20 protein-coding genes are annotated in these 21,499 nt (G+C 41.5%); 13 read left to right on the top strand and 7 right to left on the bottom strand.

The window, feature by feature from the left end; genetic code table 11:
- Positions 1–122 precede the first annotated feature (122 nt).
- Both OU792_RS00005 and sixA read right to left on the bottom strand, forming a co-directional pair.
- Positions 123–488, bottom strand: a complete 366-nt coding sequence (locus tag OU792_RS00005) for a BlaI/MecI/CopY family transcriptional regulator (RefSeq protein ID WP_134203008.1) — start codon at positions 486–488, stop codon at positions 123–125.
- Between the two features lie 89 nt (positions 489–577).
- Entirely contained in the window at positions 578–1,045 is a 468-nt protein-coding gene (gene sixA, locus OU792_RS00010) for a phosphohistidine phosphatase SixA (protein WP_274669126.1), read from the bottom strand.
- 155 nt (positions 1,046–1,200) lie between these two features.
- Between sixA and topA the strand changes: the two genes are divergently transcribed.
- The 9 genes from topA to OU792_RS00055 are packed head-to-tail and all read left to right on the top strand — an operon-like array spanning position 1,201 to position 12,520.
- Positions 1,201–3,522: a type I DNA topoisomerase gene (topA, locus tag OU792_RS00015; RefSeq protein ID WP_274669127.1), complete on the top strand. Its 2,322-nt coding sequence runs from the start codon at positions 1,201–1,203 to the stop codon at positions 3,520–3,522.
- A gap of 44 nt (positions 3,523–3,566) precedes the next feature.
- Positions 3,567–4,763: a carboxypeptidase-like regulatory domain-containing protein gene (locus OU792_RS00020; protein WP_274669128.1), complete on the top strand. Its 1,197-nt coding sequence runs from the start codon at positions 3,567–3,569 to the stop codon at positions 4,761–4,763.
- A gap of 33 nt (positions 4,764–4,796) precedes the next feature.
- Entirely contained in the window at positions 4,797–5,489 is a 693-nt protein-coding gene (locus OU792_RS00025) for an SIR2 family NAD-dependent protein deacylase (protein WP_274669129.1), read from the top strand.
- A gap of 57 nt (positions 5,490–5,546) precedes the next feature.
- Positions 5,547–6,491 (top strand): DUF5996 family protein, encoded by a 945-nt coding sequence (locus tag OU792_RS00030; RefSeq protein ID WP_274669130.1) that lies wholly within the window; start codon positions 5,547–5,549, stop codon positions 6,489–6,491.
- On the top strand, positions 6,488–7,834 hold the full coding sequence (locus tag OU792_RS00035) for a flavin-containing monooxygenase (protein WP_274669131.1): 1,347 nt from the start codon (positions 6,488–6,490) through the stop codon (positions 7,832–7,834). Before OU792_RS00030 ends, OU792_RS00035 begins: the two co-directional genes overlap by 4 nt.
- A complete protein-coding gene (locus OU792_RS00040; RefSeq protein WP_274669132.1) occupies positions 7,834–8,952 on the top strand; it encodes a serine hydrolase domain-containing protein in 1,119 nt (372 codons plus the stop codon). The genes OU792_RS00035 and OU792_RS00040 overlap by 1 nt, the downstream gene beginning before the upstream one ends.
- On the top strand, positions 8,949–10,286 hold the full coding sequence (locus tag OU792_RS00045; protein ID WP_274669133.1) for a YfcC family protein: 1,338 nt from the start codon (positions 8,949–8,951) through the stop codon (positions 10,284–10,286). The genes OU792_RS00040 and OU792_RS00045 overlap by 4 nt, the downstream gene beginning before the upstream one ends.
- 18 nt (positions 10,287–10,304) lie before the next feature.
- A complete protein-coding gene (gene mgrA / locus OU792_RS00050; RefSeq protein ID WP_274669134.1) occupies positions 10,305–11,327 on the top strand; it encodes an L-glyceraldehyde 3-phosphate reductase in 1,023 nt (340 codons plus the stop codon).
- A complete protein-coding gene (locus OU792_RS00055) occupies positions 11,324–12,520 on the top strand; it encodes an MFS transporter (protein WP_274669135.1) in 1,197 nt (398 codons plus the stop codon). The genes mgrA and OU792_RS00055 overlap by 4 nt, the downstream gene beginning before the upstream one ends.
- Positions 12,521–12,538: 18 nt before the next feature.
- Here the strand turns inward: OU792_RS00055 and OU792_RS00060 are convergent, their stop codons facing one another.
- On the bottom strand, positions 12,539–13,330 hold the full coding sequence (locus OU792_RS00060; RefSeq protein WP_222582850.1) for a hypothetical protein: 792 nt from the start codon (positions 13,328–13,330) through the stop codon (positions 12,539–12,541).
- 197 nt (positions 13,331–13,527) lie between these two features.
- Between OU792_RS00060 and OU792_RS00065 the strand changes: the two genes are divergently transcribed.
- Both OU792_RS00065 and OU792_RS00070 read left to right on the top strand, forming a co-directional pair.
- The gene (locus OU792_RS00065; RefSeq protein WP_274669136.1) at positions 13,528–14,649 is read left to right on the top strand and encodes a pyridoxal phosphate-dependent aminotransferase; all 1,122 of its coding nucleotides are present in this window, start codon (positions 13,528–13,530) and stop codon (positions 14,647–14,649) included.
- Complete coding sequence (locus OU792_RS00070) at positions 14,646–15,194, top strand: GNAT family N-acetyltransferase (RefSeq protein WP_274669137.1); 549 nt, start codon at positions 14,646–14,648, stop codon at positions 15,192–15,194. Before OU792_RS00065 ends, OU792_RS00070 begins: the two co-directional genes overlap by 4 nt.
- Positions 15,195–15,241: 47 nt before the next feature.
- On the opposite strand, the gene OU792_RS00075 is transcribed toward OU792_RS00070, so the two are convergent.
- The 4 genes from OU792_RS00075 to OU792_RS00090 all read right to left on the bottom strand — a co-directional run bounded on the left by OU792_RS00075 (position 15,242) and on the right by OU792_RS00090 (position 19,633).
- Positions 15,242–16,564, bottom strand: coding sequence for an ABC1 kinase family protein (locus tag OU792_RS00075; protein WP_026945089.1), 1,323 nt, complete (start codon positions 16,562–16,564; stop codon positions 15,242–15,244).
- A gap of 2 nt (positions 16,565–16,566) precedes the next feature.
- The gene (locus OU792_RS00080; RefSeq protein WP_134203019.1) at positions 16,567–17,232 is read right to left on the bottom strand and encodes a TetR family transcriptional regulator C-terminal domain-containing protein; all 666 of its coding nucleotides are present in this window, start codon (positions 17,230–17,232) and stop codon (positions 16,567–16,569) included.
- Between the two features lie 102 nt (positions 17,233–17,334).
- Positions 17,335–17,877, bottom strand: coding sequence for an ATP-dependent protease subunit HslV (gene hslV / locus OU792_RS00085; RefSeq protein WP_134203020.1), 543 nt, complete (start codon positions 17,875–17,877; stop codon positions 17,335–17,337).
- Between the two features lie 118 nt (positions 17,878–17,995).
- On the bottom strand, positions 17,996–19,633 hold the full coding sequence (locus tag OU792_RS00090; RefSeq protein WP_274669138.1) for a pyruvate dehydrogenase complex dihydrolipoamide acetyltransferase: 1,638 nt from the start codon (positions 19,631–19,633) through the stop codon (positions 17,996–17,998).
- Positions 19,634–19,751: 118 nt separating this feature from the next.
- Between OU792_RS00090 and OU792_RS00095 the strand changes: the two genes are divergently transcribed.
- Positions 19,752–20,711, top strand: a complete 960-nt coding sequence (locus tag OU792_RS00095) for a YheT family hydrolase (protein ID WP_274669139.1) — start codon at positions 19,752–19,754, stop codon at positions 20,709–20,711.
- Positions 20,712–20,735: 24 nt separating this feature from the next.
- Positions 20,736–21,434, top strand: a complete 699-nt coding sequence (locus OU792_RS00100) for an SOS response-associated peptidase (protein ID WP_274669140.1) — start codon at positions 20,736–20,738, stop codon at positions 21,432–21,434.
- Positions 21,435–21,499 lie beyond the last annotated feature (65 nt).

The following is a 21,499-nucleotide window of genomic DNA, read 5'->3' on the forward strand; positions in this document are numbered from 1 at the left end:
AACAAATAAATCCTAGTCGATCCAAAGAAAGTCAGTCGAGCAAGAAAAAGCCTATAAAAGCCCATCAATACCAACAGGCAAAAAGAAAACTCTACGATATATGGTAAAACGTGGATCATGGTCTACTCCTTATCGTATTTATCAATCAACTTTTGAAGCTCATCCACTTCCTTATCAGATATTCTTTTTTCAGACACCAAATAAGAAAGCACATTCTCTACAGAGCCCCCAAAAAAATTGCTCACAAGCTTATTAAAGCGGTTTGTACGGTAATCAGATTGGGAAATGACCGGAAAGTAATCATGAGTTTTTCCATAGGTACGATGACTGAGATAGCCTTTCTTCTCGAGTAGCTTTACTGATGATGCTAGCGTGGTGTAGGGTGGTTTTGGGTCAGGTAATTCCTCCAAAATCTCCCGAACGACCGCACGTTTATTCTTCCAAAAAATCCGCATTATCTGCTCCTCATATTCGCTTAGCTCTTCCATGATTGAAAGGTAAGTGAATTTTCAGAAAATGAAAACGATTTTTTCGTAATATTACGATTTTGCTATAAATATTTGTTAATTAACTCCTATCAACTCATAATCTCGAGTAAGATTCCGCTACCAAAAGTTACAGAATTCCAGGAATCTAGAGGAAATTCGATAGCAATCAGGTCCCCAGGTTGCATATTTCGATATATCCCATCACAGAGACTGGAGGCGAGCATACTGATTACTGGATTATGCCCCACAATTAGAAGTCGGTCAAACTCATCCGAACAATTTTCCACCAAATCCATCAAGTCCCTCATATCCCCATCGTAGATAATTCGGGTAAATTCTTGATTCTTGATCAGTACCGTCTGGGAAAAAATCTTCGCTGTTTCTTGTGTCCTACTAGCACTAGAGCAATACATAATGTCTATTTCAGGGGTGTTTTCATTGAAGCTTTTTGCAATACGCACTATTTTTTCCCGACCTCTTGAAGTAAGAGTTCTTTCAAAATCTGAATCTGCTGAAAAACTGGCCTCCCCATGCCTCATTAAAAATAAATGCTTCATTTTGGATAAAATTTTTGATTAGCTCCCTACATATATATAAGTGCACAATCACCCTGCCATTCAATCAACTGAATTATTAATAGTTGCAGGTGAAAACAATGCCCTCTATTTTTAGCTTTTCAAAACAAGCCCTCGAGCCTAATTCTAAAATTTTTATGTCCAAAAACGTAGTCATCGTCGAGTCACCTGCTAAAGCCAAAACCATTGAAGGCTATTTGGGGAAGGATTTTAAAGTTGCGTCCAGTTACGGACATATAAGAGATCTGCCCAAAGGAGACAAGGCCATCGATATTAAAAATCGTTTCAAGCCAACCTATGAGGTTTCTCCAGATAAAAAGGAGGTCATCAAAAACCTCAAAAACCTTATCAAGGATGCAGAGACTATCTATCTTGCGAGTGATGACGACCGCGAAGGTGAAGCCATTTCTTGGCATCTCAAAGAAGTACTCAAGCTGAAAGACGAAAACACTAAGCGAATTGTCTTCCGGGAAATTACCAAAAATGCAATACAGCGAGCTATTGAGAGCCCAAGAGGAATCGACTATGATTTGGTCAATGCGCAGCAGGCTCGAAGAATTTTGGACCGATTGGTAGGTTTTGAACTTTCACCGGTTTTATGGAAAAAGATCAAAACTGGACTTTCGGCAGGTCGTGTACAGTCTGTAGCTGTGCGACTGATCGTCGAGCGAGAGCGTGAAATCGAAGCACACAAAGCGAAATCTACTTTCCGAATTACAGCTCAATTTGAAGTGGATGGCAAGTCCTTTCAAGCTGAATTACCCAGAAAATTTGAAACCAAGCAGGATGCGGAAGACTTTCTAAAAGCCTGTCTGGAGGCAGATTTTTCCGTAGGAAATCTTGAGAAAAAACCAGCAAAAAAATCTCCTGCTCCACCCTTTACCACTTCTACCCTACAGCAAGAAGCTTCGCGCAAGTTGTATTTCTCTGTAGCCCAAACTATGTCGGTGGCACAAAAGCTATATGAAGCAGGTAAAATCACCTACATGCGTACAGATAGTGTCAACCTATCAGATGAGGCGATGAACTCTGCAGAATCTGCTATCAAAGGAGAGTACGGAAACGATTACCACAAGGCACGGAAATTTACCACTAAGTCTGAAGGTGCTCAGGAAGCTCACGAGGCTATTAGACCGACAGACTTTTCTAGAGCTCAAGTAGACGGGGACAGAAACGAGCAACGACTTTACGAACTTATTTGGAAGCGTGCGATTGCTTCTCAAATGGCTGATGCTCAACTGGAAAAAACCAATGTGTCCATCAATATTTCCAACTCAGACTTAACCCTTTCAGCTCATGGAGAAGTAATTAAGTTTGATGGATTCCTGAAAGTATATTTGGAATCTACGGATGATGATGAGGAAGAAGATACACAAAACAAATCCCTCCTTCCACCTATGCAAATTGGACAGGCTCTGGACTTGAAAGAAATGAAAGGGAGAGAGTCCTTTACCCGTGCTGCACCGAGATATACGGAAGCAAGTCTAGTCAAGAAGCTGGAAGAACTGGGAATTGGACGTCCATCTACCTATGCGCCTACGATCTCGACTATTCAGAAGAGAGAGTATGTCATCAAAGAGAGTCGGGATGGTAATCCACGGGAATATCAGGAGATGATTATTTCAGATGGAATGTTTCAGGAAAGCACCAAGACAGAAATTACGGGCGCTGAAAAACAGAAATTATTTCCAACCAATATTGCCATGGTCGTGAATGATTTCTTAGTCGAGCACTTTCCAAATGTCATTGACTTCAATTTCACCGCAAAAGTGGAGAAGGAGTTCGACGACATCGCCGCAGGAGGACAAGATTGGCAGGATATGATTGATGCATTCTACGGTAACTTCCACCATAGTGTCGAGGAAACTGAGCAAGTATCTCGTCAAGATGTCAATTCCAGTCGATTCCTTGGCAATCATCCTGAAAATGGAAAGCCAATTACGGCAAGACTGGGGAAATTTGGTCCGCTAGTACAAATCGGTGACAGTGAAGACGAGGATAAAAAATATGCAAGCCTCAAAAAAGGGCAGTTTATCGAAAATATCAGTCTAGAGGATGCTCTTGAACTATTCAAACTACCTCGTGATGTAGGAATGTTTGAGGACAAAAAAATGGTGGCTGCCATTGGAAGGTTCGGACCCTACATCCGACATGATGGCAACTTTGTTTCCTTGAAAAAAGAACAAGACCCATTAAGCATCACTGAAGAAGAAGCTATCCAATTGATCAAGGATAAGCGGGAAGCTGATGCCAAAAAACACATCAAATCCTTTGATGAAAATCCCGATATCCAGATCCTCAATGGACGCTGGGGGCCTTACATCAAGTTTGGAAAGAATAACTTCAAAATCCCAAAGGATAAGGAAGCAGAGAAGCTAAGCTATGCTGAGACGATAGAAATCATTGAAAATCAGCCAGAGCCCAAAAAACGGGGAGGAAGATTTTCAAAGAAAAAATAAATTCAAAGAGCCGGTAAAATCCGGCTTTTTTTATAGATTTTCCTATGAAATGGATCTATGTACTATTATTCACTCATATCATTTCTTTTGCAGCTAGTTCACAGCAGATCCTGAAAGGCAGAATACTTGAGCCCGTTACAGAAAGCCCCATTCCCTATGCAACTGTTTACTTGGCTAATACCACTTTAGGTACAACGGCAGATGAAAATGGGGTCTTTTCCATGGAGATTCCTTCTGGGAGTTTTGAGGTAATCGTACGAATGCTGGGATATGAAAGTGCTACCTTCTCGATCCAATCAAATAGATTACCAAAACCCGGTTATATCATATTTTTGAAACCAAGCGATACTGAGCTGAATGAAATTGAAGTCGAAGATGAGCGTGATCCTTCTTGGTATAAAAATCTTCAAACTTTTAAACTCTACTTTCTCGGAAATAGTAAAAATGCTTCCAAAGCGAAAATTGAAAATGAGAAAGTCCTTCGAATGGATGATCAATCCCAAAAAGGAATACTTCGAGTAACTGCCACCAAAAATTTAAAAATTCACAACCCAAACCTGGGCTATTACTTGGATTTTCAGCTTGAAGAGTTTCAATTCAGATCAAGAGGATCGACCTATCAGTATGCTGGATATCCGCTTTTCACGGAAGAAGGAGATTTATCTAAGTCGAGATTACGAAAAATCCAAAAGAATCGACTAGAAGCCTATCAAGGTAGTCTCCAACATCTGATTAGAAGTTTGCATCAAGGAATCGCAAGCGAAGAAGGATTTGAGATTCGTAGGTTACACCGTATTCCCAATCCCGATAAACCTGCTGATAGTCTAATCCTTCAGGCCAAAAAGCAATACGATTCAACTTCTTCAGAAACCATAAAGTCCATTCTCAAAAGAGACTTTTTAGATAAAGAAAGCTTACCAGACAGTATTGATCAATTGGAAAAGAGTCCAATTGATCCTAAAATTTTACTATCCAGAGACTCGGAAAACAACACATTTTTAGAAGTTGATTTTGCTTTACATGTCACTTTCAAACTAGAGTCGGAACCAAGAGAATACCTTGGTCAAAATAACCCCAAAAAACCTGGACCTCAGATTTCTACCCTGTATTTTCAAAATAAAAAATTACAGATTTTTGAGAATGGCAGCTATCCAGATCCATTTGCGATATTGATAGATGGATACATGGGTTGGAAAAAAGTAGCAGACCTTATGCCTCTGGATTATCTACCTCCGAACTAATTAAGAAACTTCCTATGTCAACGCTAAGAAATCATGCATAAGAAAAAACTTGTTGTATTGACCGGTGCCGGAATCTCTGCTGAGAGCGGGATAAAAACTTTTAGGGACTCAGGTGGACTATGGGAAGGTCATGATCTCATGGAAGTGGCTTCTCCAGAAGGCTGGCGCAGAAATCAGGATTTAGTCCTAGAGTTTTATAACCTCCGAAGAAAGCAAATGTACGAGTGCCAGCCTAATCTGGCACACCGGATATTAGCGGAATTGGAAGAACATTATGAAGTTCAAATCATCACCCAAAATGTCGATGATCTCCACGAAAGAGCTAGATCATCTCAAGTATTGCATCTTCATGGTGAATTAAGAAAAGCGCAGAGTTCACTCGATCCAAAATTGGTCTATGACTTGGATCATTGGGAAATAAAAAAAGGGGACAAATGCGCAAAAGGGAGTCAGCTTAGACCTCATGTGGTTTGGTTTGGAGAGCCTGTACCCAAAATGCTAGATGCTATCGAACTGGCACAACAAGCTGATATTTTTGTGATTGTAGGTACCTCATTGGAGGTTTATCCAGCAGCAAGCTTGGTTTCCTATGTGCCGGATCAGGCAGAGATCTTTGTTGTTGACCCCAATATCCCATCCTCCAAGCTACATCACCGAGCAAAGTACCTCGTCCTACCTGCCACTCAGGGATTGGAAAATCTTAAAAAAATCCTTTTGAAACCCTAATTATTGTAATGCTTTGAATAAATGATTTAAATTGAAGGAAACTTTTCTGTTGTGAGTATGAAAGCAAAATGGCCCATTTTAGATTATAGTGCCTACAAGGACACCGCATATCTTTTACATCAATGGTCGCAGATGGTAGGCAAGGTCCGGCTCAGAAAATCACCTTGGCAAAACCACTCTTGGCATGTAGCGCTTTATTTGGATGCTCAAGGCATGACTACCGGACCAATTCCCTATGAAGGAGGTATTTTTGAAATCAAATTTGACTTTACCCAGCACGAGCTGAAAGTTCGATCTTCCAATGGTACTCGCGACAGATTTTCGCTAGGCAACCAGACGGTAGCTAGTTTTTATGAACAACTTCGGGAAAAACTAGACTTTATCGGGATAAAGGTAAAAATCACAAAAACCCCGAATGAAATTCCTGATGCCATTCCCTTCGACCAAAACACCAAAAGAATCCCCTACCTTCCAAACGAAGCCAAAAATATCTGGAAAGCGTTGATTCAAATCCATAATGTGATGACGGTATTTCGCTCAAGGTTCAGAGGAAAAAACAGTCCCATTCATTTCTTTTGGGGATCATTTGATCTGGCATATACGCGTTTCTCTGGAGCTACTGCCCCAGAATTCGAAGGAGAAGTACCCAATCTAGCCAAAGAAGTCATGCAGGAAGCTTATTCGCATGAGGTATTCAGTGTGGGTTTTTGGCCAGGAGGAGAGCAATTTCCACAGGCAGTTTTCTATGCCTATTGCTATCCAAACCATCCCGATTTTAAAAACAAAAAAATCCAACCTGAGGAGGCCCGTTGGAGTGATGATTTAGGAGAGTTTATTCTACCCTATGAAGCTGTTCAAAAAGCTACTAATCCCACCAAAAAATTACTGGACTTCTTGGAATCAACTTATAAAGCAGCCACTGAAGTGGGAAGTTGGGATAGAAATCAATTAGATTGTGACTTCTCATCTTTAGAAAAGAAAAACTCCAATATTACCATATGAAGAAGAAAGTAGCTGTCATCGGTGCCGGGCCATCGGGTATCACGGCCCTTAAAAACCTTCTAGATCAGGGAATCGAGGCAGTTGCCTTTGATAGAAATCACGATGTCGGCGGTAATTGGATCTACTCTGAAGACGAAAGTCATTCAAGTGTATTTGAGACTACGCATATCATTTCTTCTAAAACACTCTCGCAATACGAGGACTTCACCTTTGATGATTTTGACCCGGAGACGGCCGACTATCCTTCACATGATGAGCTAAGACGCTATTTTCAGGCCTATGCAGCTCACTTTAATCTCTATCCTCATATTCGTTTTGGCATAATGGTCAAGCATTGTCGGTGGATTGATGAGGAGACTTGGGAAATTACCACTGAGAAAGATGGAATAGAGGAAAAAGAGCTTTTCACCCATCTGGCAGTAGCCAATGGGCATCACTGGAAACCTCGGTACCCAAATTACCCAGGTGAATTTTCAGGAGAATTTCTCCATTCCCATCACTATAAAAAAGCCGCCCCATTCAAGGACAAGCGGGTGCTGGTCATTGGAGGAGGAAATTCCGCCTGTGACGTAGCTGTGGAGACGAGTAGGGTATCCAAGAAAACAGCCATTTCATGGAGAAGAGGCTATCGAATTGTTCCTAAATTTATTTTTGGAAAGCCTTCGGATAAAGTTGCAGAACAGTCTAAATGGATTCCACCAAGACTTCGAATGTTTTTAAATTCCATCCTCCTTCGAATCATCATCGGTAAAAATGAAGCTTACGGACTTCGCCCACCCACGGAGCACTTTGGAGCGACGCACCCCACTATCAATGATGAATTGCTACACAAAATCCGACATGGAAAAGTCAAGCCGCGGATGGACATCAAAAAATTTGAAGGTAAAAAGGTGGTTTTTGAAGATGGAAAAGAAGAAGAATACGACACCATCATTGCATGTACAGGCTATTGGCTGAGTCATCCTTTCTTTGACAAAGACTTTATTGATTACAGTTCAGGACCGGTCCCTCTTTACCTTAAAATGTTTCATCCTAAAATCACCAATCTTCACTTCATTGGTATGTTCCAACCACTCGGCTGTATCTGGCCCGGCGCAGAGCTTCAAAGCAAGCTAATGGCACAAGAGCTAATTGGCAATTGGAAACGCCCGGCAAACTTGGAAGAACTTTGTGAAAAAGAGGTCAAAAACCCTGATTTCAAGCAAATCAATTCACCCCGACACACCATTACTGTTGATTTTCACCGATTTGTGAAAGACTTGAAAAAGCAACTTCCCAAAAACTACGTCTCCAAAACACCCACTTTAAAGGTGCTTTCGGTTGAACAAAACCAAGAGACCTGATGCAGTCATTGAAGTGGATTCTTATTGGGCTTGCCACTATTTTTGCCTTGTTTCTGGCAAAAGAATGGTGGCAAAGCTTTCCAAGAGTCAACTTAGCTCCTCCTATCAGTATCAAGAATCAACAAGATCAGCTTGATTCCATTTTAATTCAAACAATAAACGAGCATCATCTGGCAGGCTTGGCTGTGGGAGTTATTTCCAACTCACAGGTGCTTTATAAAAATACCCTCGGGTATGAAAGTCTGGAAAAAAAAGACAGCCTCACATCGCAATCAAAAATCCATGTTGCTTCCATTTCTAAGATTTTTTTGGCGCTTTATCTTTCCAGTTACCTTCAGGATAATGGGCTTAATATCCTTGATTCAATAAAAAGCCTTTCTCCTGAGTTAAACTCAAAATATCCCGAAATTGGGGAATTAAGCTTTTCCCAAATCTTGCGACATCAATCCGGTCTGCGAGATGCAAGCTTCTTTTCAGGTTTTTTCAGAAAAAAGAACACCCCGAACTTGCAGGATTTTGTCTGGAGTCAGCTTCCAAAACAACTAAACGGAAAGGGAAATCTATCCTACAAATATGCAGATTTCAATTACGAACTTTTGGGATATCTGTTGGAAAAAGACTCCGGCCACTCCTATGAAAATCTGCTCAACGGGTGGCTAAGCGAAGATTTAGATTTGCAAAACAGTTATTTCAAAGGTAATTCGCAAGAGGAGAATCCGGTAGTAATGGGGTACCGAAAGACTTATGTATGGAAGCGTCTCAAACCACATCCATTCACGTATCAAGTAAGCCCCTACCCTTCCTCCGGAATGATCAGCACGCTCGATGATTTGATTAAAGTCACGACTCAACTTATCCGTGCTGACCTAGGTATGTTGAAATCCAACGTTCAGGCTCTTGAGGTAAACGAGAAGGAAAGTTGGGCAGGATTTCAGCAGATTGCAGTTGGGCCGGAGAGTAATTGGATGGGACACTTTGGTGGTCAGGCGGGCTATAGCTCTTTGCTAATCTTCGACCCCGAAAAAGAATTTGGAATTATCATCCTATCCAATACTCGAGACAAAGGAAATTTCCGAATAGACCTAGCCAGAAAAATCATTAAAATCCTAGAAGTATGAAGAAACTATCCTTTCCTCATCCCATGGTCATTTTATTGGCTTTTGTTGTTTTATCCTGGATAGCATCTTTTCTGATTCCTTCCGGGACCTATTCTAGAGAGCTCGACCCAAAAACGGGAAGAGAAGTGGTACTTCAGGGAAGCTATGAGCAAATTGAAAAGGAGAACATTTCACTGCAAGAGCTGATAGTTTCCATTCCGGAAGGAATCATTTTGGGTAGTGATATCCTGGTTTTGATTTTATTGCTAGGAGGAGCTTTTTATGTGGTGGAAAAAACAGGAGCTCTGCAAGCTGGGGTAGAATCACTTATTTATAAATTCCGAAATCAGAAACAGCTTCTTTTAATTTTTCTCTCATTAGGCTTTGCCTTTGCTGGAGCGACGATTGCCATGCAAGAGGAGATCATTGCCATGGTGCCTGTATTGGTGGTTTTAGCCCGGAATTTAAAATTCGATATCAAAGCTATCATTGGACTCACGCTAGGCTCCTCACTACTCGGTTCTGGCTTTTCTCCCATCAATCCTTTTAACTCACTTATTGGCCAACAACTTGCCGAGTTAGAACTTTCCGAAGGGCTGCTTTACCGGATGATTTTCTTTTTCCTTGGATTTGTTTTATGGACTTGGTTGATGATTCGAAGTGGTCGCCCAAAAGTTCAGCAGAAGGAACTAGAGGTGTTACCAGGTCAGGCGATTGGATGGAGAAAGGGCTTGATTTTGATTCTTTCATTAGGTGGAATAGTGGTCATGGGATATGGGATCACACAATATGATTGGGGATATAATGAAATGTCTTCCTTATTTTTTGTGATCGGAGTTAGCTGTGGACTAATCGGGAAACTAGGAATCAACGGGACGGCAAGAACCTATGCAGCGGGCTTTAGCGAGATGATTTTTGCGGGTGTAATTGTAGGTCTTGCCCGAAGTGTTTACTTGGTATTGGAAAAAGGTAAAATCATCGATACGGTGATATATGGACTATTTTCACCTCTAGAAGCACTTCCAGAGCAATTTGCTGTTGTAGGGCTATTCGTATCTCAAGCGCTGATTCATATCCCTGTCCCCAGTACATCAGGACAAAATGTATTAACAATTCCGCTAGCAGTGCCTTTGATGGACCTTTTGGGTATTTCGAGGCAATTAGCAGTTTTGGCTACCCAATATGCCTCAGGTTTAATGGATATTTTATCTCCTACTAATGGAGGAATGATGGCAGTAATAGCCGCCGCTGGTGTAAAATACAATGATTGGATTCGGTTTGTGATAAAAAGCTGGCTTTTCGTTGCAGGTGTCTGTTTGTTATCCTTAATTATCGCCTTAATTTGGTTTCAGTAAACCTAAAAACCTATCAATATGCAAATCAACGACCATAACCCACTTCCACCTTATCATCCTGATTCAAGCAGATACTCAGGAATGAAGTATCGAAGAACGGGAAGAAGTGGATTACTTTTGCCCGAGATAAGCTTAGGGCTTTGGCATAATTTCGGCCACAATGCGGATTTCACCTTGGGACGAAAAATCCTCAGAAGAGCTTTTGATCTGGGAATCACGCACTTTGATTTGGCGAATAATTACGGACCTCCTTTTGGATCGGCAGAGGAGAATTTTGGGAGAATACTTCAAAAGGACTTTAGTGCTTATAGAGATGAATTAATTATCTCCTCCAAAGCAGGTTGGGATATGTGGCCTGGTCCATACGGAAACTGGGGATCTAGAAAATACCTCATCGCAAGCTGCGATCAGAGTTTAAAACGAATGGGCTTGGACTACGTGGACATTTTCTACCATCACAGACCCGATCCACATACCCCTTTGGAAGAAACCATGGGAGCACTTGACCAATTGGTAAGACAAGGAAAAGCCCTTTATGTAGGCATTTCCCAATACAGCGCAGAAGAAACTGCCAAAGCCTATCAAATCTTGAAAGATTTGGGAACCCCTTTGCTAATTCATCAACCTAGGTATAGTATGCTTGATCGCTGGGTAGAAGATGGACTTTTGGACGTCTTAGGAGACAAAGGAGTAGGAAGTATCGCTTTTTCTCCCTTAGAGCAGGGCCTTTTGACTGATAAGTATCTAAAAGGAATTCCTGAAGACTCAAGAGCTGCCAAGGATGGAAGGTATCTTAAGCCAGAGCAAATCAGCGATGATAAAATCGAAATGATCAAACAACTTAATGAGATAGCTATTGGCAGAGGACAAACACTTGCTCAAATGGCCATTGCATGGCTACTGAAAGACTCGAGAATCACCTCCGTGCTTGTAGGAGTCTCTAAACCCGAACAATTGGATGATAACGTTTCTGCCATAGGAAACAGCGAGTTTAGTGTAGAGGAGATCACAAAAATTAAATCTCTGATCGGAGCTAAATGAAGAAAATGAAGCCCGGAAAAGCACTCACCTTGATTGTGATTGCGCAATTTTTGGGTACTTCCCTTTGGTTTGCAGGAAATGCTGTAATTCCTGAACTTGGGGAGATCCTTGGTAGATCCGAACTGACAGGTGCCGTTACCTCGGCCGTTCAGTTCGGATTTATTTCCGGCACCCTTGTATTTGCTCTTCTGTCGATTCCAGATCGATTTTCACCCAGCAAGGTGTTTCTAGCAAGCGGATTCCTCGCATCCACTTTCAATTTTCTCATCACCATTCTTCCCTTACATTTTGAAAGCCTTTTAGTCCTTCGCTTTTTGGTTGGCTTTTTTCTGGCTGGAATTTATCCAGTGGGAATGAAAATCGCCTCAGATTACTACGAGAAGGGACTTGGAAAAGCATTGGGACTTTTGGTGGGGGCGCTAGTATTTGGAACGGCCTCTCCTTATTTAGTGAAGGCCTTGGGGTATCAGCTTTCCTATCAATCGATTTTTTGGACAACATCCGCAATAGCCTTACTGGGAAGTATCTTGGTTGGATTTGGTGTGCCTGACGGACCCCATCGCAGGAAAAGCCCCAAATTTGACTGGAATCTCCTCCCACGTCTCAGTCAAATCAACTCACTAAAAAGTGCTGCTTCTGGCTATTTTGGACATATGTGGGAACTCTATACCTTTTGGGCGTTTGTACCTGCTTTGATTTTTTGGCAAATGCAACATGCACCCGGGACAGGTCAAAATGCCATCTTCTCATTCTCAATCATCGGTATAGGTGCACTTTCCTGTGCTCTCGGAGGATTCATTGCAGAGAAAGCAGGAAGCCGTTCTGTCGCTTTATTTTCCTTGATAGGATCAGGGATTTGTTGTCTTTACTTATGGATTTTGCCTCCAAACGCCGGAGGCCTAGGTTTAGTTTTTCTTTTCATCTGGGGGATTCTTGTCACTGCAGATTCACCACAGTTCTCTACTTTAGTTGCCCAAGCCACTCCGGCAGAGTACCGCGGGACTGCTCTTACCTTAGTCAATTGCCTGGGATTCGGGCTGACTATCCTGTCCATTCAATGGACCGAGTGGTTGATCGCAGTACTAGGCATTCAAACTGCCATGGGGTTATTGAGTATTGGCCCTATGCTAGGGATTTTTCTATTTAAAAAATTCCAAAAAAAAGAGGCCTTGTCTCGAGGCCTCTCAAGGTAGTTTCAAACCGGACTATCACTACCTAACTACATTTTCTAACGTTGCTAAATAAACCCATTTTTGGTCACGAGAGTTCAAACCTTCATTGACCGCTCTTCGCTGAGCGTCAGATTGCTCCATGTCTTCATAGGCTTGAGCATTGAAAAACTGCATATAATCCTTGTAAACATTCATAGTCAAATGAGTGGATTTAGCCTCGGAACCAAGAGGAAGGGCTGTTCTTAGCAAGCTCCAATGTCCCATCAGGCCTTGTTCTATTCGCTTCTGGTGAATAGGCTTGAACACCTCTTCTTCTGCTTTTTCGTATGCAGTAAAATTTCCTTCCCGAGCTTTCATCAGATCAAAAGACGCTAAAACTCCCGGCTTCATTTGGAAATTATCATCGGTACAAACAATCTCTTTCATGTAAAGCCGCATGGGCATTTCTCGCATGGACAGTGAGTTTTCAAAGAGCTTGACCACTTGAGCATCATTCAGATGAGGATATGCGATTTTGGTGTATTCAATCATTTTTTCTTCATCCAATCCACTCATCATTTTTACAGGATCATCGTAATGCGTCACCATGATATATTGAAAATCAGACTGATCAGTGCCAGATTGTAAAGACCAAAAATCCCAGCCTGCAATTTGATTATCATTGCGCGCCTGCCGATAGACTTTTTCCATCAAATCCTTGAATTCTATATAATCAAAAAGCTGATCGCTTTCCACTTTTACAAATTCAAGTACCATAAAACGTTCCTTTTGCGCCTCAGCATTGAAGGCCAAAATCATACATGTCAAAAGAAGTAAAATAGACTTTTTCATAATTTGGGCTTTTAGGGGTTCATTGCTTTTCCTATAATTTAAAAAAATTATTCTGCCATCTATCAAAATTTTGAAATAAAATTTTAAACAACACTTGATCTCCCAATGTATTTCGAAAGATTTTCCACATACAAATGCACATTTTTTTTAATTTGATATCGGAATTATTGGTAATTTGACAAGAAACTGAGGAAAATATGAACGGAATTTCAAGAAGGAACTGGCTGAAAAAAATCGGTCTTGGAGGTGGTGTAACCTTGATGAGCGGAGGGCTTTTAAGTCCATTAAGTGCGGAAGAGATCAAAAAATATAACCCAAGACCTCTCGAAGGCCCTATCAGATTGGGCTCAAACGAGAATCCTTATGGCCCTTCCGATAAAATGCGGGAAGCAATGATCAATAATTTTGACCTGGGATGTCGCTATCCATGGAGCTACAATTCGGACTTGGTCAAAATGATTTCCGAAAAAGAAGGTGTACCCGAGGATCATATCGTCTTAGTGGCAGGTTCGACAGAGGGCCTTAAGATCACAGGAATCACTTTTGGTCAAGGCGGAGAAATTATTTCCTGTGCTCCGACTTTTCTTTCGATGATGGATTATGCCGAACTATGGGGCACCGACATCAACTGGGTTCCTCTCAATAAGGATCTAGATTTTGACCTCGATGAAATTGAAAAGAGAGTTTCTTACCAGACAAGGCTTGTTTTCCTTTGTAATCCAAACAATCCAACCGGAAAACTCCTTCCTGCTGATCGTGTGATGGATTTCTGTGAAACAGTGAGTAAAAATACTGTGGTTTTCAGTGATGAGGCATATTACGACTACATCACAGAACCCAACTATCCCTCTATGGTTGAATTGGTCAAAAAAGGAATGGATGTGATTGTCTCCAGAACCTTTTCCAAGGTCTATGGTTTGGCTGGAATTCGATTGGGCTACCTAATAGCAAGACCTGCATTAGCTGAAAAGCTTCGCGATAGAGTCGTAGCCAACACCAATATTATGGCTATCGAAGCTGGAAAAGCAGCACTTCAAGATCCCGATTTTTACAAATTCTCTTTGGAGAAAACAACTGAAGCCAAAAATGCCATCATTCAAACACTTGAGGAATTAAAAAGACCCTATTTAGATAGTCATGCGAATTTTGTCTTTTTCCAATCAGGAAAAGACATCAAAGAACTCAACAAAGCATTTGCTGACCGGGGTATGATTATCGGCAGACCTTTTCCGCCCTTGAATGATTGGTGTAGAATATCTACAGGCACACCCGAAGAAGTCGCACTATTCAATAAACATTTGAAAGAAATATTGACATGATAAAACCGGTTCATTTGGAAAATGACCAAATCCTGCTCAGACCAATTCTTGAGCAGGATTTTTCTTTGCTTCTGGCACAGACCCAGGACAAGGCACTTTGGGAGTATTTTACACACGATCTTTCTACTTTGATTGGAATCAGAGATTGGGCTCAACCCGCCATGAACGGAGAAAGACTGCAGTTTGTGGTAGTTGATAAAAAGAGCGGCGTATTGATGGGTTCGACTGCATTTGGGAATTATTCAGCAAGGGACCAGCGGATAGAAATTGGCTGGACTTGGCTTGGAAGAGACTTTCATGGAAAGGGAATCAATCGCGAAATGAAAGATTTGATGCTTTCCCATGCCTTCGAGAATTTGGGAATGCAACGAGTAGAAATCAAAACCGATGTACTGAACATTCCTGCCCGCAGAGCAGTAGAAAAAATGGGTTTTGTAGAAGAAGGTGTACTCCGAAGCCATACGCTACTTTCGACAGGCCGAAGGAGAAATACCATTTACTACAGCGTCTTGGCAGAAGAATGGGAATTACTCAAAAAAAAATGACTCCAATTGGAGTCATTTTTAACCTTAACCTTTCACAAAACAAAGTTTTAGGAAGCAAGCCAATCTGGCTTAGTAGTGTCTACTGTAGCACCAAGCTGATTCAACAGATTGTATAGTCCAAAGTAAGTTCGGTTGATATATAACCCATGTCTAGAGCCACGTGCTTGACGTGATTTTTTAAACATCTTATCATTAGAAATTCGGTCCCCAAGTTCGAAAATCTGCTCAAAGAATCCATCATCAGCGAAGTCAAAGCGATCCACATGAAATGGCTTACCTAAAAGCGAAATCATTTCCTTGAAAACTCCCTTGAAATAGGCCTTTTCCTGATCCGTATCTTTATCCGAAATGAACTCTAGGTTGTAGAAGATTTGATTCAATTCTTCTTCCTTGATCAAGAGATCTTTTTTGATCAAAGAGAAATATCCATGATAAAAATCCTCTGGAATTATTTTCACACAACCAAAATCAATGATTCCTAATACATCACCTTCCTGCACGATGAAATTACCAGGATGGGGGTCTGCGTGGACTTGCATGAGGTTATGAACCTGATGGTGATAGAAATCCCAAAGCGCCTGTCCAATTTGATTTTTGGCTTCTTGGCTAGGGTTAGTCTCTAACCATTCTTTGATATGATTTCCCTGAATCCAATCCATCGTGATGATTCGCTCCGAGCTAAATTCATCATAGTAGTTTGGGAAATTCAAATTAGCAATATGTGAACAGGCACCGGAAATCTCTCTAGACCGCTGAATCTCCAATTGATAATCGGTTTCCTCCAGAAGCTTTTCCTCTACTTCTTCCATGTAATGATCCAACTCCTTCTCATTCATATTTAGTAGTCTGAGCGCAAAAGGACGAACCAATTTGAGATCAGAACTTACTGAATCTGCAACTCCCGGATATTGAATTTTTACTGCTAGAACCTTGTCACCTTTGGTAGCTTGATGTACCTGCCCGATCGAAGCGGCATTGACAGCAGATCGGGTGAAAGTATCAAAAAGCTGCTCAGGACCCTTGGAGAAGTATTTTTGGAAGGTTTTCACTACCAAAGGATACGACAGAGGCGGCGCAGAATACTGTGCCATGGTGAATTTGTCCTGATAGGCTCTAGGTAGGAGATTTTTGTCCATAGACATCATCTGTGCTACTTTCAAGGCAGAACCTTTCAGCTGACTAAGCGATTTATAAATATCTTCCGCATTGCTTTGATGCAAACCCTCCTTATCCAAGGCGGGATTTACCATCTTCTTGGCATAGTGCCTGACATAGTTACCACCCACCTTTGCACCGGTAGAGATAAATTTTGCAGCTCGTTGTACTTTAGAAACCGGAATGGATTCCTGTTCTCTTAATTTTTCAGGCATGATTATTTTGTTTGGTAGAGAAACTTAGCGAAATCCAAAAAGCTGTCTAGTGCACTTTTCCCCATGAGATCAAAGGCTAAGTTGACAGACTTTTCAATAGCCGCATCGGTCTTTTCAAATCCTGGAGTCTGGTCGGACAACCAATAGTTGAATACAAATAAGACTTGAATCCAAAGTGCCTCATCATATCGGTCGGAAATTATTGGGCGATTTGCAATCTCCTGCGTTTCCTTACCTTCTAGGATGATTTCACTGGCAAAGTCTTTAAATCTCTCGCGGAAAATCTTCATTTCTGCAGGTAGTGGAGACATTGCCTTTGGCTTTCCACCATAGAGACTCAATAAATATGATCTGTTATTTTTTAAAACCTCGATCCAGGTAAACAAGAAGCCTAGAAATTTCTCTCTTACTGAATATTCCTTGTAAACTTCCTGAGATTCGAGTTGGGAGACTGTTTCGTCAAATAGCTCAACCCAAATGGCTGATTTAATTGAATCGAAAGAGGTGAAATAGGTATAAAACTCACCCTCAGTCATTTTCAATTCTTTGGAAAACTTGAAAATAGATACTGGTTCATGCCCATGCTCAAGTACATGGTGCATGTAAGATTCGAGGATAATTTTTCTGTAATCCTTTTTAGCGGATTTCTTTTTGGTCGTCGTTTCCATGTATGGTTTACTGATTCATCTAGTAAACACAGGAAAGCTTGGCTAGGTTTGAATTTTAGATAAAAAAAGCCGAATCCTTCGACTCGGCTAGCTAAGCAGGTTTTAACCGCTGACTTTTTCGATTACCAAATTATGATTGGTATATATACAGACGTCTGCTGCGATGTGAAGACTTTCTCTTACCATCTCTTCTGCAGTGAGGTGTGTCGCGTACTTTTTCAAAGCCCTTGCTGCTGATTGGGCGTACATGCTACCCGAACCAATCGTCGCAATTTCCAAATCCGGTTCGATTACATCTCCTGTTCCAGATATAATCAAAATATCATCCCGATCAGCTACAATCATCATCGCTTCAAGCTTACTCAGCATGCGGTCCATTCGCCATTCTTTTGCCAATTCCACAGCTGCACGCTTCATATTATTGCCAAAGGCACCCAATTTCTCCTCAAACTTCTCCAATAAAGTGAAGGCATCAGCAGTCGAACCTGCAAAACCAGTGACAATTTTACCGCCTTGCAAAACACGGATTTTCTTAACACTGCTTTTAGCTACGGTATTTCCTAGGGTCGCTTGACCATCTGCTCCTATCACAGTTTCTCCGTTATGCTTGATTGCAACGACGGTAGTTGATTTTATTCTTTCCATTTCAAAAGTATTATTGAGTAAATATTCTCTAGAACATAAAGATTGCGGATTGTATTACCAATAACTGTTCTAAAGCAAAAAGTCCTGCGAAAACAGGACTTTTTGACAGACTTTATAATTAGATGAGAATTCTGACCGGGTCTTCTAAGAGGCCCTTGAGTGTGAGAAGGAAAGCAGAACCAACTGCTCCATCTACTACTCGGTGATCGCAAGAAAGCGTCACCTTCATCACATTTCCAACCTTCATTTCCCCGTTTTTGACAATGACAGTTTCCTTTATACCGCCTACTGCCAAGATACAAGCATCTGGTGGATTAATGATAGCTGTGAATTCTTCGATACCGAACATTCCCAAATTGGAGATGGTAAAGGTATTTCCTTCCCAATCCTTTGGTTGCAATTCTTTGTTTTTGGCCTTTCCGCCAAGCGTTTTAGCCTCGTTGGAGATTTGAGAAAGAGACTTGCTATCTGCAAAACGGATGACAGGAACTAAAAGTCCTTCCTCCACAGCTACCGCCATACCGATATGGATATGATCGTTGTAGCGAATTTTGTCTCCCAGCCAGCTTGAGTTTACTTTCGGATGCTGTCTCAAAGCTGCTGCAGCAGCTTTGATCACCATATCATTAAAGGATATTTTGACTGGAGCAATTTCGTTCATGCTCTTTCTCGCTTCAATTGCCTTATCCATGTTGATTTCCATGGTCAGATAGAAGTGAGGAGCACCGAATTTACTTTCGGCCAATCGCTTCGCGATGACCTTACGCATTTGAGAGACATTCTCTTCGCGATAGCTCTCCTGCCCTACTGAAGGCATTACAGCAGAAGCCGAACTTGAAGCTGCTGGTGCTGCTGTTGGAACAAAGTTTTCGACATCTCTTTTGATGATTCGGCCTCCATCTCCGGATCCTGCTACCTGTCGGATATCGATTCCTCTTTCCTCTGCTATTTTCTTCGCCAAAGGAGAGGCTTTCACTCGCTCACCATCTGCCAAAACTGGAGCAGGACTTGGTGTAGAGGCTGTTTGAGACTCTTTTTTCTCAGGTTGAGGACTAGATTTAGATTCCTGCTTTGGTGCTTCCTCCTCTTCACTTTCTCCGGCCATTTCTTGCTCATGAGCCTTGAGAAGCGTTTCGTAATCTGCTCCTTTCTCACCGATTACGGCTATCACACCGTCTACTGGGACGCTATTACCTTCTTCAATACCTATATAAAGTAAATTTCCGTCTTCGTAGGATTCTAGCTCCATCGTCGCCTTGTCAGTTTCTACTTCCGCGATGATTTCACCAGACTTAATATCATCTCCTACTTTCTTCAACCAAGCCGAAATAGTCCCTTCCTGCATGGTATCGGACATCTTAGGCATGGTGATGATAGTTGCATTGATAGAAGAAGTATCGATCTTCTCCTTTGATTTTGGCTTTTCGGCCTCCTTCTTAGGCTCTTCTTTTTCTTGAGTCTCTTCTTTTTCTTCAGCTGCTGCTCCATTATCAGAAAGCAGATGTTCGAAATCCTCACCCTTCTCTCCAATCACAGCAATGATCCCATTGACAGGGACTGCTTCTTTTTCTTTTACTCCAATATGTAGTAGGACACCTTCATCGTAGGATTCCAGTTCCATGGTTGCTTTGTCAGTCTCGACCTCGGCTAGGATGTCTCCAGGCTTCACGGTATCCCCAACTTTCTTCAACCAAGAAGCGATTACTCCTTCTTCCATGGTGTCACTCATTTTAGGCATTCTGATTACTTCGGCCATAGGTTTTTGCGCGCTTATCGTGAATTAAAGTGTCCAAAAATAGTTTTTAAAAAGTCTTTATTCAAATTTACTCTTGTATTTTCGAGAAAGCGATTTCGAACTCGTCTTTTGAAAAAAAATGCCTTTAATCTCCCATAGTAAATATCAAAGACCTAAGTGGCTGTTTAACCGACACTTGGAAACGGTTTTCCCTGCACTATTCAGAAAGGTCCCGCTTCGAAGCCCGCAGACTGAGCGAATCGATACTCCTGATGGAGACTTTTTGGATTTGGACTGGTACAGAATGAATAATGAAAAGTTGGTCATCATTTCTCATGGATTGGAAGGAAATAGCCGAAGACCGTATATTCTTGGAATGGCTAAAATTTTCCTGCAAAATGGTTTCGATGTGCTCTGTTGGAATTACCGTGGCTGTGGTGAGGAATTAAACAACCAACCCATTTTTTATCATTCTGGTGCTACTTACGACTTGGATACGGTGGTCAGTCATGCTGCGGAAAAATATGGATATATTTCTTTGATTGGGTTCAGTTTGGGAGGGAATCTGACTTTAAAATATCTTGGGGAAGATCTTTCGAATGATAAACCCATCGAAAAAGGGATGGCAATCTCTGTCCCCTTGCATCTAGCAAGTAGTAGTGAGAAAATATCATCAGGCTCAAACAAGCTCTATTCAGACAGATTTTTGAAGACCCTTAGGGAAAAAGTACTTCGAAAGGCAAAAAACCATCCCGATCAAATCCCAATTCATTTTCTGGAAAGAATCAATAAACTAAGTGATTTTGATGATTTTTTCACCGGACCACTTCATGGGTTCAGTGATGCAAAGGAATACTATCAGGTGAATTCATCTCTTTTCTTTCTTGAAAAGATAAAAACCCCTACACTGATCCTAAACGCACAAAATGACCCCTTTCTTTCTGATCTTTGTTTCCCTGTGAAACTGGCCAAAGATCTCGATCCCATCTATTTTGAATTCCCAAAACAAGGAGGCCATGTGGGCTTCACATCCTCAGATTCCAGTAAACCATATTTCTCTGAAAAAAGAGCATTTGAATTTGTTAGCGGGGATTTCTAACTTCCCAGCCTAAACTCCCGATACATGTGTGGACGATATTCCCTGAGCAAGAGTAAGATAGAATTAGAAGAGCGATTCCAGGCTGAAATGCTCTCCGACTTCAAACCACGGTACAACATTGCACCGACGCAACTTGTACCTGTGATCACTTCCCAAAGCCCAAAAGGTTTTTCCTTTTTCTATTGGGGGATTACTCCAGAATTCGGAAGAAATAAACCTGTCTCTCAAAAGCTAATAAATGCTAAAGCGGAATCTGTTCATCAAAAAATAACCTTTAAAAGCTCTTTCAAGCAAAGAAGGTGTATCATCCCGGCGGATGGTTTTTATGAATGGAAAAAACTGGGAAAGAAAACCTCCATTCCACATCGATTTACGCTTCGAGAAGGAGGACTGTTTTCGTTTGCGGGGATTTGGGATGAGTATGAAACTGTCGATGGAGAAAATCAGCACACTTTCTTGATCCTGACTACAGAGCCCAATGAATTGGTGTCAGAAGTTCATGATCGGATGCCGGTAGTTTTAACTCAGGAGACTGAAAAAAAATGGCTCAACAATTACAGCAGCGAAGAAGAACTTCTGGAAATCCTCAAGCCTTTTTCAGCTAATGAAATGCTGAGCTACCCGGTGAGCACTCTGGTTAACTCTGTGAAAAATGACAGTCCGGCACTCATCCGGAAAACCGACCCGATGGACCAGCATGGCAATTATACCTTGTTTGGTTAATAGTCGTCCGTCGTTTTGATGTTTTTGATTTCCGAACCTAGGTTCGGATATTTGCGAGTAAACTT

The sequence above is a fragment of the Algoriphagus sp. NF genome (assembly GCF_028823735.1).
GTDB classification, from domain to species: domain Bacteria; phylum Bacteroidota; class Bacteroidia; order Cytophagales; family Cyclobacteriaceae; genus Algoriphagus; species Algoriphagus marincola.